The sequence below is a fragment of the Janthinobacterium sp. GW821-FHT03C08 genome (assembly GCF_059420905.1).
In genome coordinates, this window is record NZ_JBWKUP010000001.1 from 238092 (window position 1) to 251617 (window position 13526).

A 13526-nucleotide genomic window follows, 5' to 3' on the forward strand; every position below is an offset into this window, starting at 1 on the left:
GTCACCGCTGATTACAAAGACGCCATTGTAAACTGCGGCGACGCGGCTAGCGCGGCCGTGCTGCAATCTCCCGCGATGCCATCAGGCATTGCGCCACCTGCGCGGCGATCGACGGCGGCACGGGCACCTCGCCGCGCAGCACGGCAGCAATCCAGGCCGCCGTGGTGGCCGCATCGCGCTCGGCAGGCAAGTGCGGCGGCTCTTCCGCCAGCGCCTGCTTTTCCACCAGCAGCGTGCGTTCCGCTGCATGAAACCAGTCGATCTGCTGCGCCTTGTTGGCGTTGGCCACCGTTTCCCCTTCCGTGCCGCGCATCAGGAAGGCGTCGCCGCGCGCGGGCGACGATGCCATCAGGAAATATTCACCGAGCATTTCCAGGTATTCCTGGTGCGTGTACGACACGAGGCGCAGGGCCGGGCCGGCGAACGGCTGCATGATTTTCACCAGGGTATGCGTGGAATTGCGCACGCCCAGCACGCGGCGCAGGGACAGCATCCAGGCCAGGCGCGGTGCCAGCGCGTCGATGGGCAGGAAGGCGGCTTCGCCGCGCGCCATGGCGGCCTCGGCCTGCGCATGGTCCGGCGAGGCCGGCACGCCCAGCGCGGCCAGCACTTCGGCCGTCGTGATACGGCCCGGGTCGCTGGTCACGCCATGCACGAGCACGGGCGCGCCGGCGCGCGCCAGCAGCAGCGCCAGCAGGGCCGTCAGGTTGGCCATCTTGCGCGCGCCGTTGTAGCTGGGAATGATGATGGGAGCAAACTCACCGGCCGGTGCGGCCAGCGGGACGAACGACGCTTCGGCCGCGTCGAGGAAGCCGGCGATTTCCTCGACGGACTCGCCTTTGATGCGCATCGACAACAAAATGCCGCCCAGTTCCAGGTCCGACACGCGGCCCTCGAGCATGGCGCGGTACAGGGCATGGGCATCGGTGCGCGTCATGCTGCGGGCACCGTTCTTGCCGCGTCCTATTTCCTTGATGAAACGTGCGGCAGGAAAGGCCTCACCGGCCACGTCGGTATGGGGTATGGAAACAGTAGTCATGGCGCCAGCTTACACGGATTTTTCCCTGTGCAGACAGGCCGGCAGCGGCGAAATGCCACAATGCAACGGTCTGCACGCAAAATATTCCCCGCAAAAAGTGCCTGCGCACTGAATCCGGCCAGTCCGCCCCTGCGTATATCAGTACACAGGAGGACTCATCATGAACCACGCGATCAAACAGGAAACCGCCTTCGTCGGCATCGAAACGGGCAAGCTGCTGCTCAAGGCCGTGCTGGTCTCGGGCGGCGAGGTGCTGTGCAAGGTGCTGGAAAACGACCTGGCCGGCTACCGCTGGCTGCGCAGCTGGCTGCAAAGGAACGACGTGCCCGTCATGGGCTTGCGCGTCTGCCTGCGCCTGGATGCGCCTTTCAGCGTAGCGCCCGCCCGGGCGCTGGCCGGGATGGGCATGCTGGTGTGCGATGCCGAGCCAGGCGCGCTGGAAGCCTATGCGCGCGGCTGCGGCCTGCCCGATGGCGCGGCACGCGGCGCCGTGGTGCTGGCCCATTATTGCGCGGCGGCCCGCCCCGCGCCCTGGACACCGCCTTCGCCCGCCTACGATGAGCTGCGCCTGTGGCTGCGCCGCCTGCATGCCGTGCAGCAGCTGCGCAAGCAGGAAATGGCGCGCCTGGAAAGCCATTTCCATGCGGGACAAATTGCGCTGCATCAATTACTACGCCAGCAGATCGCCTGCCTGGACGTGCAGATACGCCAGCACGAACAGGCGATCCTTGCGCACGTGCGGCGCCATCCCGGCCTGCCCAGGCCGCCTGAACTGGCGCGCAGCCACCAGGGTATCGCGCGCTACACGTTTGCCGCCGGCATCGCCGGCGGCCGTTGACGTAACGCTGGCGCAGCAGGCCTGCCGCCGGGCAGACCTGTCTCAAAAACAACTCGGCAGTACCCGTTTTTCCCCGCCTCCCGCCGCCAGGCCGCATTTCCGCTACACTATTGCCTCTTAAAGAACGCAATAGCGAAAGCCTAGCCAGAATCATGAATACGCCAGACATCGAAAATATCAACGTCACCTCCTTCGCGCCGATGCCCACGCCGGCCGAACTGCATGCCAAGCTGCCCCTGTCCGAGAGCGCCTTCGACACCGTCAGCCGCGGCCGCGAAGCGCTGCGCAACATCATCGACCGCAAGGACCAGCGCCTGTTCGTCGTCGTCGGTCCCTGCTCCATCCACGACCCCGTCGCCGGCCTCGATTACGCGCGCCGCCTGAAAGCGCTGCAAGAGGAAGTCAAGGACACGATGCTGCTGGTGATGCGCGTGTATTTCGAAAAACCGCGTACCACCACGGGCTGGAAAGGCTATATCAACGACCCGTACATGGACGATTCCTTCAAGGTCAACGAAGGCATGGAAAAGGCGCGCCAGTTCCTGCTCGACGTGTGCGAACTGGGCCTGCCCACCGCCACCGAAGCGCTGGACCCCATCTCGCCGCAATACCTGGGCGACCTGATCGCCTGGACCGCCATCGGCGCGCGCACCACGGAATCGCAGACGCACCGCGAAATGTCGTCCGGCCTGTCGACGCCCGTCGGCTTCAAGAACGGCACCGATGGCGACATCAGCATCGCCGTCAACGCCATCCTGTCGTCGGCGCACCCGCACTCCTTCCTCGGCATTAACGCCGAAGGCAACGTCGCCATCGTGCGCACGCGCGGCAACGCCTACGGCCACGTGGTGCTGCGCGGCGGCGACGGCCGTCCGAACTATGATTCCGTCTCCATCGCCATCGCCGAACAGGCGCTGGCCAAGGCCAAGCTGCCGGCCAACCTGGTGGTCGACTGCTCGCACGCCAACAGCTACAAGAAGCCGGAACTGCAGCCGCTGGTGATGGGCGACGTGGTCAACCAGATCCGCCAGGGCAACCGCTCGCTGGTGGGCGTGATGATCGAATCGAACATCGTCGGCGGCAACCAGAAGATCCCGCAAGACCTGTCGCAGCTGACCTACGGCTGCTCCGTCACGGACGGCTGCATCGACTGGGACACGACGGCCACCATGCTGCGCGACGCGCATGCGCACCTTCTCAATCGCCCTGCATAATACGCCTGCAACCCATCAAAGAACGGCGCGCTACGCGCCGTTCTTTTACGCCCGTTCCTTCATTACGCCATCTGCACATGCGGCAGCACGGCAAACGTTCCCGCCAGCGCCTGTTCGGCCTTGCTGGCAGGGATATTGAGTTCATTCATGTCCAGGTAGATGCGCCCGTCCATGACGCGCACGGCATACTGGCGCGCCATGCCCTGCACGGGCGCCACCAGGCGGCCCGAATCGAGCTCGATGATCCAGCTGTGCTTCGGTCCCATCAGGTTTTTCTCCATCAGCACCCCGTGCGACAGCGGACCACCCAGGCAGGGCACCGTGTCGAGCAGGGCGTAGACGCTGTCATCGCACGCGCGAAACAGCGCCACGCCCGGCAAGTCCTGCCAGGCCAGGCCCCGCTGCACCATGCGCGCGCCCGCCAGCGGCATGTCCTTCAGGCGGCAAATCATTTTCCATTGTTCCGGCATTGCGAACTCCTTTCAGAAAGGCACACGCCTGTCTAAAGCAAGAGCGGTGCCAGTGCCAGCGCAGGCGAAGAAAGGGCTGGACAGGAGGCAAAACGCCGCCGCGCCGCACTGCGCAAGTGCACACTGCCGCCGAAATGGTGCGCCCGCCGCACGATGGACTGGCCGGCTTTCCTTTACAATGGCGGATTACTCCTCCCTATTCAGTACCTTCATGATTGTTCTTGGCGTCGAATCCTCCTGTGACGAAACCGGCCTGGCCTTGTACGACACGCAACGCGGCCTGCTGTCGCACGCCCTCTATTCGCAAGTCGCCATGCACGAGCAATATGGCGGCGTGGTGCCGGAACTGGCATCGCGCGACCATATCCGCCGCGCCATCCCGCTGCTGGAAGAAACCCTGGCGAAGGCCGGCGTGACCCTGCCCGAGATCGATGCCATCGCCTACACGCAGGGTCCCGGCCTGGCCGGCGCGCTGCTGGTCGGGTCGTCCGTCGCCTGCAGCCTGGGCCTGGCCATCAACAAGCCGGTGCTGGGCATCCACCACCTGGAAGGCCATCTGCTGTCGCCCTTGCTGGCGTCCGAACCGCCGGAATTCCCCTTCATCGCGCTGCTGGTCTCGGGCGGCCACACGCAGCTGATGCGCGTCGATGGCGTGGGCCAGTACACCATGCTGGGCGAAACCCTGGACGACGCGGCCGGCGAAGCGTTCGACAAGTCGGCCAAGCTGCTGGGCCTTGGCTACCCGGGCGGCCCGGCCATTTCGCGCCTGGCCGAATTCGGCGATCCGCTGGCATACAAGCTGCCGCGCCCCATGATGCACTCGAAGGATTTCAATTTCAGTTTCTCCGGTTTGAAGACGGCAGTGCTGACGGTGGTCAAAAACCACGAAGAAAAGGTCATCGCGAATATCTGCGAACAGGACAAGGCGAACATCGCGCGCGGCTTCGTCGACGCCATCGTCGAAGTGCTGACGGCCAAATGCGTCTCGGCCCTCAAGCACACGGGCCTGAAACGCCTGGTGATCGCCGGCGGCGTGGGCGCCAACGCGCAGCTGCGCGCCTCGCTCAACGCGGCCGCCGCCAAGAAGCGCTTCAAGGTGTACTACCCGGAGCTGGAATTCTGTACCGATAACGGCGCCATGATCGCCTTTGCCGGCGCCATGCGCCTGCAGATCAACCCCGACGCGGCAAAATACGATTATTCGTTCAACGTGCGCCCGCGCTGGCCGCTGGACGAAATCCGCGAAGTCTGATCACGCCAGCAGGAAATTGCGCGCGCCCGCCAGGGCCGCGCCTTCTTCCACCGTCTCATCCTTCAGCCCCACCCCCGACAGCTGCCGCGCAAACGCCTGCGACAGCAGGTAATGCAGCCGGTACGCGGCCGGCGCATACGCCAGCCCCTCGGGGCGCACGTTCGAGATGCAGTTGCGGCTGTCGTCCCGCAGCCCCACTTTCGGCGCCCACGTCAGGTACAAGCCCAGGCTGTCCGGCGCACTGAGGCCCGGCCGCTCGCCGATCAGCACCAGCACGGCCCGCGCTTTTATCAACTCCCCCACTTCGTCGCCGACGGCCACCCTGCCCTGCATCACGATGTGCAGCGGCGACACCGTCCACGCCTCCAGCGCCAGCCGTTCGCGCAAGGCGGCCAGGAACGGCGCCGCGTGGCGCTGCACGGCCAGCGCCGACAGGCCATCGGCCGCCACCAGGGCCAGGTCAACGCCGGCGCTCCCCGTGCCGCCATCAAGCAGGCGCGCGCGCGACGCCGCATCGAGCCGGCGCCCCAGGTCCGGGCGCTGCAGGTATTCGCTGCGCGTGGCCGCCGCGCTGTGCAGCGGCACGCTGGCCTGCCCCTGCTGCGCCAGGGCACTGGCCAGCGCCGCGCCATCGAGCGGCAGGTGCACGGCGTCGCGCGCCTGCGCGTGGGCCAGCTGGAACGCCAGGTGCGCGCCGGTGGGCAGGCTTACGCCGCTGCGCCCCAGCGCGATGCGCGCCGCCGTATGCCGGCGCAAGGCTTGCCAGGAGCTGCCGCTATCGATGTCCTTTTTTGCCATCTCCCCTCCCGGTATGTACCCGTCCTTGCTACACTGCGTCGTTTCCAGTTTATCACCGTCACCCTCCACGCCAGGAATGCCATGATTGTTGCCAGCGACGCCGCGCAGTGGGACCAGCTGTACGATGCACCCCTGCTCGACCGCCTCGGCCCCGCGCAGGAGGAAGTCATCGCCCATGTGGCGCAAGTCAATGCGGCCACCGGCGTCGCCGCGCAGCCCGCCTCCACGCGAGTGGACGCGGCCTTCCATGCCGACGTGCGCGCGGCCATGGCCGCCATGCCGGCGTCCGTGCAGGCGCTGCTGGAAGGCGTGCTGCTGGGCGTGCGCTATGCGCGGCGGCTGGGGTCCTCGGCCATCAGCGATATCGTCGTCAGCGGCGAGGGCGTGATCCTCGGCGTGGTGGTGGCGCTCGACGTGGAGGCGTTCGAGGCGCGCACGGCCAATGCCTGGGCCACCTGGAAGGAAAACACGCCATTCGTGCCGCAGGCGGGCTATCGCCTGGAGGCGCGCATCGCCGTGCCCGGGGACGACAACCGCCAGCGCGCGCTGCAATACCTGCTGCTGCATGAATTCGGCCACGTGCTGGCGGCGGGCCGGGGCCTGCTGCCCGAATGGTGGAACGGCGCGCAAGCCATGCGCGGCGCGGACGACTACCGCTACCTGCCGCTGGCCTGGCACATCACGCCAGAAAGACTCGTCGTGCCGCTGCCGGCAAACGACTTTCCCCTGCGCGCGGACATCGCGTATTACCAGGCGCCGCGCCTGGCCGCCAGCCAGATGCGCGACGCCTACGCGCAGCTGCAGGGCGCGAACTTCGCCACCCTGTACGCGGCCACCAGCATGCACGAGGACTTTGCCGAGTCGTTCGCCAGCTACGTGCATGCCGTCATGCTGCGCCAGCCCCAGTGCATCCGCATTTTCCACGACAGCACCGTGCTGCTGCAGTTCGACGGCTACTGGGAGGCCGGGCGCAGCGCGGCCAAGCGACAACTGCTGGAATCGCTGCTCGGCAGCTGATCAGCTGCCCGCCGCCGCCCGTGCCAGCATGGCGCGAAATGCCGCAAACACCTTCTGCATGGCGGGCCGCTTGTACGGATACAGTGCCTCGGCGTCCATGGCGTGCACGATCATGGCGTTGTCGGCCTCGAACACCAGCAGCTCGCCATCGCGCGTCTCGGCGCAATCGATGCCCAGGTAGGGCATGCCCATGCGCGCGTCGATGGCGCGCAGGGCGGCCGCATGACGCCGCGCGAACCCTTCGTCGAAATGCGCCATGCAGTGCGCCTCCTCGGCGCGCTTGGCCGCGCTTTCATCCATGCCTGCGTTCAGGTAATGGATCATCCAGTGCGAGGACACGGCGTAGTGGCAGATGTAGGGCACGCCATCGACCAGCACGATGCGGTATTTGCGGAACTGGCCGTCTTCGCCGCGGTAGTCGACGAAGCGGGCGATATAAAAGCGCTGCGCGTCGACGGCCTGCAGGTAGGCGTGCAAGTCGCCCGCCTGTTCCATCTTGTCCAGGTCGTGGCCCGCGTGCGAACCGAGCGGCCGCACGATCAGGGGAAAGGCGTCGCCAGGCAGCACGGCGTCGAGCGGCAACTCGCCCGCGGCCAGCGCCGCCAGCTGCGCGCGGCTGACGCGCGCCGTGCGCGGCATGGCCACGCCAGGCACGTCGCGCAGCTTTTCGCACAGGCCGTCGCGCGAGGTATGCGCGATATGCTGCGGCAGATTGACGACGGGGCGCGGCCAGTCGGCGACGAATTGCGCCAGCAGCGCCAGCAAGGGCTGGTTGGCGTCCGATTCGGCCACGCCTACCAGCAGCACGTCGTGGTCCGGCACCTCTTCCGGCAAGGGGCCATCCGCCGTCACATACAGCAGGTCGAGCGCCACGTCGGACTGCTCGACGAGGAATTCGACAGGCGTGTTCGACATCAGGTCGCCCGGCCCCAACAGCACCAGCACTCGGATGCCGGGACCCGCTTGCGGCGCCTGCGCGGGCAGCGCATACAGCTGCTGCAGCTCAATCGCCTGCGCCTGCACGGCCAGCGCCATGTCGCGCTCGCCCTTCAGTTGCAGCACGGTGGAAAAGTCCAGGTAGGCGTGCGCGTCGTCGGGATGCGCCTGCGCGCGCGCCAGCAGCGCCTCGCCCAGCGGTGCCAGGTCTTCCTGCAGAAAGGCGCGGCGCATCAGGGGCGCCACGCCGATCAGCGGCGCATACGGCGTGGCGGCGTGGTGCAGCAACTCGTTCATGGTGACTCCCTTTCACGACAGGCGCGCGGCGCCGAAGCGCAGCACGCCCGCCAGCAGCGCGTCGATATCCTCGGCGCGCGTGCGGTGATTGACGATGGCGGCACGGATGGCCAGCCGCCCGGCGATGGTGGTGGTCGATGGGGCGGCGATGCCCGACTCGTGCAGGTCGGCGACGATCTCGCCGTTGAAGGCGTCGCTGTCGCCATCGGCTGTGCCACGGTGGCGGAAGCAGACGATGTTTAGGGTCACGGGCGCCAGCAGTTCCAGCTGCGGCGTGGCCGCGATCCGTTCGGCCAGGTAGCGCGCCAGCGCGCAGGTATGGGCGATGGCCGCGCCCATGCGCTCGGCGCCGTGCACCTTGAAGGTAAACCAGGTTTTCAGGGCGCGGAAGCCGCGCGACAGGTCCGGGCCGAAATCGCAGGGCCAGGGCGAGCCGCCCGCCAGGCCCCGCGCTTCGCGCCGCAGATACGCCGCCGGCGCGGCAAACGCCGCCATGTGGCGCGCGCCGTCGCGCACCAGCAGGAAGCCAGCGTCATACGGCACCTGCCCCCACTTGTGAAAATCGAACGCCAGCGAATCGGCCCGCTCGATGCCGGCCAGCAGGGGGGCGATCTCGGGCGAGAGCATGCCCAGCGCGCCATACGCGCCGTCGACGTGGAACCACAGCTGCTCCTGCGCGGCCAGTGCCGCCAGCGCCGGCAAATCGTCGATGGCGCCCGTGTCCACGGTGCCGGCCGTGCCGGCGACGAAAAACGGCCGCAGGCCCGCCGCGCGGTCGGCGGCGACCGCCTGCGCCAGCGCGGCCACGTCGATTTGCTGGTGGTGATTCACGGCGATGCGGCGCAGGGCGGCCGTGCCCAGGCCCGACAAATCCATGGCCTGCGCGATGCAGCCATGCGCGGCGACCGAGGTGTACGCCACCAGCGGCGCGCCCTGCAAGCCATCCTGGCGGGCCGCTGCGCCCAGCACCTGCGTGCGCGCCACCAGCACGCCCATCAGGTTGGCCATCGAGGTGCCTGTGACGAAGACGCCGCTGGCCGTGTCGGGAAAGCCGAACAGTTCCGCCATCCAGCGGGCGATCTGGCGCTCCACTTCCACGGGCATCTGGTTGCGCCCGCCCACGTTTGCATTCAGGCCCGCTGCCAGCATCTCGGCCAGCATGCCCACTGGCGTGCCGCCGCCATGCACCCAGCCCATGAAGCCGGGATGCACGTTGCCGACGGCGTAGGGCAGCACGTCGCGCATGAAGCTGGCGTGGGCCGCGCCCAAATCGCCCGCTGCGCGCGGCAGCGGCTGCGCAAATTGCGCGCGGGCGCTGTCCGGCGCCGCCTGCCACACGGGCCGCTGGCGGATGTGCTGCGCATAGTCGAGCATGTCGTCGAGCATCTGGTGGCTTTGCGCGCGAAACGCGTCCCAGTCGTGCGGATCGAGGGAATCGGGGTCGGGTGGCAGCATGGTCGCGTCGGATGGGGAGATCGCCGATTATCGCACCGGCGCGCCCGCGCGGGGCGTCAATTTGCGCCGTTTTACGGCGGCAGCCGCCCAAGCGCCGCCTGGAAGGCCGGCGCCAGCGCGCCGTTCAGGCGGCCCTGCGCGTCGGTGATGTGCATGCGCGCCAGCCATGCCTCGAATTCGGGCGCCGCGCGCAGGCCCAGCACGCGGCGCGCATACAGGGCGTCATGGAAGGAAGTGCTCTGGTAACCGAGCATGATGTCGTCCGCGCCCGGCACGCCCATGATGAAATTGCAGCCGGCCACGCCCAGCATGGTCAGCAAGGCATCCATGTCGTCCTGGTCCGCTTCCGCGTGGTTGGTATAGCACACGTCGCAGCCCATGGGCAGGCCCAGCAGCTTGGCGCAGAAATGGTCTTCCAGCCCCGCGCGCATGATCTGCTTGCCGTCGTACAGGTATTCGGGGCCGATGAAGCCGACGACGGAATTGACGAGCAGCGGCTGGTAGGCGCGCGCCACGGCATACGCGCGCGCCTCGCACGTCTGCTGGTCCATGCCGTGGTGGGCGCCGGCCGACAGGGCGCTGCCCTGCCCCGTCTCGAAATACATGACGTTCCGGCCCACCGTGCCGCGCCCCAGCGACAGGGCCGCAGCCTGTCCCTCGGCCAGCAGGGACAAATCGATGCCGAAGCTGCGGTTGGCCGCCTCGGTGCCTGCCACCGACTGGAACACCAGGTCGACGGGCGCGCCGCGGCGGATCGCCTCGATTGTGTTGGTGATGTGCGTGAGTACGCAGGACTGGGTGGGAATCCGGTATTGAGCGATGACGGCGTCGAGCAGGTGCAGCAGCGACACCACTTGCGCCACATTGTCGGTGGCGGGATTGATGCCGATCACGGCGTCGCCGCTGCCCAGCATCAGGCCATCGAGCATCGACGCGGCGATGCCCATGGCGTCATCCGTCGGGTGGTTCGGCTGCAAGCGCGTGGACAGGTGCCCTTCGAGGCCCAGGGTATTGCGGAAGGCCGTGACGACACGGCACTTGCGCGCCACCAGCACCAGGTCCTGCAGGCGCATCAGCTTGGAGACGGCGGCCGCCATTTCCGGCGTGATGCCGGCGGCCACGCGCGACAGCGTCGCCGTGTCCGTCGCGTCGTCCAGCAGCCAGTCGCGAAAGTCGCCCACGCACAGGTGGGAAATCGGCGCAAAGGCGGCGCGCCCGTGGCTGTCGATGATCAGGCGCGTGACTTCGTCGTCTTCATACGGCACCAGCGCCTCGTTGAGGAACAGCGACAGCGGCACCTCAGCCAGCGCCAGCTGCGCCGCCACCCGCTCCTGCGCACTGGCGGCCGCCACCCCGGCCAGCACGTCGCCCGAACGGGGCGGCGTGGCCTTGGCCAGCAAGTCCTTCAGGCTGGCGAACGCATAGGTATGGCTGGCTATCGTATGGCTGAAGCGGGGCATAGATTGTGCTCCAAGGCATCCCAATGGCCCATTCTACGCCAGGCTAGAGGCTGCGCAGCGCCCCTTCCAGCTGCGGATAGCGGAAGACAAAGCCGTCGGCCTGCAATCGGCGCGGCGCGACCCGCTGGCCTTCCACCAGCAAGTCGGCCTGCTCGCCCAGCAAGGCGCGCATGACGAAGGCGGGCGTGGGCACGATGCTGGGCCGGTGCAGCACTTTGCCCGCGACCTGGGCGAACTGGTGCTGCTGAATGGCTTCCGGTGCGCAGAAGTTATATGCGCCACTCACCGCGCCCTGTTCGCTGCGGCGCGCCACATGGGCGATGGCGCGGATGACGTCGCGCACGTGCACCCACGAAATCCACTGCTTGCCGCTGCCCAGCGGGCCGCCCGCGCCGAAGCGGACCGGCAGCAGCATCTGCGGCAGCGAACCCTGGTGGCCAAAGACGAGGCCGAAGCGCATGCAGCCCACCTGCACGCCATATTGTTCCGCCTGGCGCGCCGCCGCTTCCCACTCCTGGCACAGCTGCGACATGAAGATGGCTTGCGGCGCGCTCTCCTCCGTCAATTCCGCCGTGTCGCCCTGCGGCTGTACGCCGTAATAGCCGATGGCCGACGCCGACAGCAGGACTCTTGGCTTGTGCTGCGCGCGGCCGATCCACGCCACCAGCTCCTGCGTCAGCGCCACGCGGCTGCGGCGCAACGCCGCCTTGCGCGCGTCCGTCCAGCGCTTGCCGACGATGCGCGCTCCGGCCAGGTTGACCACCATGTCGATACGCTGCGCCTCCGACAATTCGCCGAACGAGCGGATGCAGCGCACCTGGCCATCGAAGGTCCACGCGGCCTGCTTGGGCTGGCGCGTCAGCACCGTCACCGCATGGCCGTCGGCCAGCAGAGCGGAGACCAGTTGCTGGCCGATGAAACCCGTGGCGCCCGTCACCAGCACGGACTGCGGCGTGGCGGCAAAGTGCAGGCGCTCCTCCTGCTCCGCCGTTTCCTGCACTTTGCGCCGGCCCAGCTGCCACACGGCATACGCGTCGCGCAGGCCAGACAGGCCCACGCCCGCGCCGCACAGGGCGAGGAAGACGCTGAGCCAGCCATATGGCTGCCATACGAGGGCCGTCGGCAGGCTGGCCCACTCGCTGCTGTTCAGGGCCAGCAGGGTGATGAAGGCGCCCGCATTGATCGCCAGCACCGTGTGCGTGACCCGCTCCGTGGCGGGCAAGAGGCGGGTTTGATCTTCCACAACAAAATCCCACAGGGTGAGCACGATTTCCACGCCAAACACGATGACCAGCACCCAGGCCCAGGCGCCATGCCATTCCCAGGCCGCCAGGCCCACGAACAGCAGGCTGTAGATCAGCGCGCGGGTGGCGTGGATGCTCAATTCCAGGCGCGCCGACGCCTTTTGCGGCAGCGCTTCCGTGATTTCATGGTGGTAGATGGTGTCGAAGGCGCCCAGGCAGCCTTGCGCCGCCATCAGTTGCAGGGCCAACAGATGCGTATTCATGGTGTCTCCTTCATTTCCGGCGCGGCGGATTCGCGGAACACGCCGACCTGGGTGAATGTGGTGCCAAACAGGGCGTGGCGGATCTCGATGCGGATGTTGAATTGCTGCGGCGTGTCGTTGCGGTGGCACAGATAGGTCTTGCCGGGCGTGAGCACGCTGGGCAGCGGCAGGCGCCAGCCGAAGATGTCCCAAAAATAGCCGTCGCTGGTGAAATGCAGGTTGCCATCCTCGACTGCTAGCTTCAGCTTCATGCCCAGTCCCATGCCCACGTATTCGAGCACTTCGCCCTTCGCGCTTTCGGCCATGTAGGAGGTGAAGCGGATCGGTGCACGGCCATGCAGGCGGTAGGTGCGCTGCTTGAAGATGAAGGGGCAGCCGGGGCGCGAATAGACTTCGATATCCACGGGAAAATCCGCGTCGTCGTACGGGATCAGGGCGCCATCGATGAAGGGACGCGTCAGCCAGCCGAGCACCTTGCCCAGGCGCGAGCTGGAAAGTTCGGTGAGTTCGCCCCGGTAGTACAGGGGCTGGCCCGGCGCGGGATTTTTCTCAAAGCGGCGGCGGATGTCCGGGTGCAGGGTCTGCCACTGCGCGCCCATCACCTTCTTGAACAGCTCTCCTTCGGACGGCCCGTTCATGACTTGCCCGGCTTTTTCGGTTTTGCCGGCTTGTCGTCCGGGCTGAGGAACTTGGCCACCTTGCCGCCCATGGCCAGCATGCGCTGCAGGGTGGCCGGCGGCAGGTTTTTATAGTCGCTGTAGGTACTGCTGAGCATTTCCAGGAAAGCCAGCACTTCGCCCATGCGCGCCAGCGTTTCTGGCGGTATCGCCGCATCCTGTTCGCCCTCGATCGCGCACTCGCGCAGCACCGTCAGGGTGGGATCGATCTCGCGCCGCTTGCGCTCTTCCATGATGACGCGGAAGATTTCCCACACATCCTGCAGGGCGAGGAAATGGTCGCGCCGGTCCCCCATCACGTGCGTGATGCGGACCAGGCCCCAGCTTTGCAGTTCCTTCAGGCTGTTGCTGACGTTGGAGCGGGCCACGTTCAGGCTGGCCGCGATGTCTTCCGCCGTCAGCGGTTCATTCGCCAGGAACAGCAACGCGTGGATCTGCGCCACCGTGCGGTTGACGCCCCAGCGGGTGCCCATTTCGCCCCAGTGCAGAATATATTTCTGCGTGGTCGGACTCAATTCCATGATTTTCTCTTATTTCTGTCGCTACAGAAATGTAAGACAGAAGAG

Annotated in this window: 13 protein-coding genes; 4 read left to right on the forward strand and 9 right to left on the reverse strand. The window is 67.1% G+C overall.

The genetic code is table 11. The features are described 5' to 3' along the window. Nucleotides 1-46: 46 nt before the first annotated feature. The gene (gene ybiB, locus AC07VL_RS01085) at nucleotides 47-1039 is read right to left on the reverse strand and encodes a DNA-binding protein YbiB (protein WP_494804227.1); all 993 of its coding nucleotides are present in this window, start codon (nucleotides 1037-1039) and stop codon (nucleotides 47-49) included. A 160-nt stretch (nucleotides 1040-1199) separates the two neighbouring features. Here ybiB and AC07VL_RS01090 point away from each other — a divergent pair, with 160 nt between their 5' ends. Both AC07VL_RS01090 and AC07VL_RS01095 read left to right on the forward strand, forming a co-directional pair. Then, a complete protein-coding gene (locus tag AC07VL_RS01090; RefSeq protein ID WP_494804228.1) occupies nucleotides 1200-1877 on the forward strand; it encodes a hypothetical protein in 678 nt (225 codons plus the stop codon). Nucleotides 1878-2029: 152 nt separating this feature from the next. Then, nucleotides 2030-3091 carry a 3-deoxy-7-phosphoheptulonate synthase gene (locus AC07VL_RS01095; RefSeq protein ID WP_070223112.1) on the forward strand — a complete coding sequence of 354 codons (1062 nt, stop codon included), beginning with the start codon at nucleotides 2030-2032 and terminating at the stop codon, nucleotides 3089-3091. A gap of 62 nt (nucleotides 3092-3153) precedes the next feature. Here the strand turns inward: AC07VL_RS01095 and AC07VL_RS01100 are convergent, their stop codons facing one another. Continuing rightward, nucleotides 3154-3561, reverse strand: coding sequence for a nitrite reductase (NAD(P)H) small subunit (locus AC07VL_RS01100; RefSeq protein ID WP_494804229.1), 408 nt, complete (start codon nucleotides 3559-3561; stop codon nucleotides 3154-3156). A gap of 211 nt (nucleotides 3562-3772) precedes the next feature. Here AC07VL_RS01100 and tsaD point away from each other — a divergent pair, with 211 nt between their 5' ends. Further along, nucleotides 3773-4813: a tRNA (adenosine(37)-N6)-threonylcarbamoyltransferase complex transferase subunit TsaD gene (gene tsaD / locus AC07VL_RS01105; protein WP_494804230.1), complete on the forward strand. Its 1041-nt coding sequence runs from the start codon at nucleotides 3773-3775 to the stop codon at nucleotides 4811-4813. On the opposite strand, the gene eutC is transcribed toward tsaD, so the two are convergent. After that, nucleotides 4814-5611: an ethanolamine ammonia-lyase subunit EutC gene (gene eutC / locus AC07VL_RS01110; RefSeq protein WP_494804231.1), complete on the reverse strand. Its 798-nt coding sequence runs from the start codon at nucleotides 5609-5611 to the stop codon at nucleotides 4814-4816. It abuts the gene before it with no gap. An 81-nt stretch (nucleotides 5612-5692) separates the two neighbouring features. Here eutC and AC07VL_RS01115 point away from each other — a divergent pair, with 81 nt between their 5' ends. Then, entirely contained in the window at nucleotides 5693-6628 is a 936-nt protein-coding gene (locus AC07VL_RS01115; protein ID WP_494804232.1) for a hypothetical protein, read from the forward strand. Here the strand turns inward: AC07VL_RS01115 and AC07VL_RS01120 are convergent, their stop codons facing one another. The 6 genes from AC07VL_RS01120 to AC07VL_RS01145 form a co-directional block, all read right to left on the reverse strand. Next, on the reverse strand, nucleotides 6629-7861 hold the full coding sequence (locus AC07VL_RS01120; RefSeq protein ID WP_494804233.1) for an ATP-grasp domain-containing protein: 1233 nt from the start codon (nucleotides 7859-7861) through the stop codon (nucleotides 6629-6631). A 12-nt stretch (nucleotides 7862-7873) separates the two neighbouring features. After that, nucleotides 7874-9316 (reverse strand): pyridoxal phosphate-dependent decarboxylase family protein, encoded by a 1443-nt coding sequence (locus AC07VL_RS01125; RefSeq protein WP_494804234.1) that lies wholly within the window; start codon nucleotides 9314-9316, stop codon nucleotides 7874-7876. Nucleotides 9317-9387: 71 nt separating this feature from the next. Then, nucleotides 9388-10776, reverse strand: coding sequence for an ethanolamine ammonia-lyase subunit EutB (locus AC07VL_RS01130; RefSeq protein ID WP_494804235.1), 1389 nt, complete (start codon nucleotides 10774-10776; stop codon nucleotides 9388-9390). 43 nt (nucleotides 10777-10819) lie between these two features. Then, nucleotides 10820-12283 (reverse strand): TIGR01777 family oxidoreductase, encoded by a 1464-nt coding sequence (locus AC07VL_RS01135; protein ID WP_494804236.1) that lies wholly within the window; start codon nucleotides 12281-12283, stop codon nucleotides 10820-10822. Beyond that, nucleotides 12280-12921, reverse strand: a complete 642-nt coding sequence (locus tag AC07VL_RS01140; RefSeq protein WP_494804237.1) for a DUF4166 domain-containing protein — start codon at nucleotides 12919-12921, stop codon at nucleotides 12280-12282. The genes AC07VL_RS01135 and AC07VL_RS01140 overlap by 4 nt, the downstream gene beginning before the upstream one ends. Then, nucleotides 12918-13481, reverse strand: coding sequence for a GbsR/MarR family transcriptional regulator (locus AC07VL_RS01145; RefSeq protein WP_494804238.1), 564 nt, complete (start codon nucleotides 13479-13481; stop codon nucleotides 12918-12920). Before AC07VL_RS01145 ends, AC07VL_RS01140 begins: the two co-directional genes overlap by 4 nt. Nucleotides 13482-13526 lie beyond the last annotated feature (45 nt).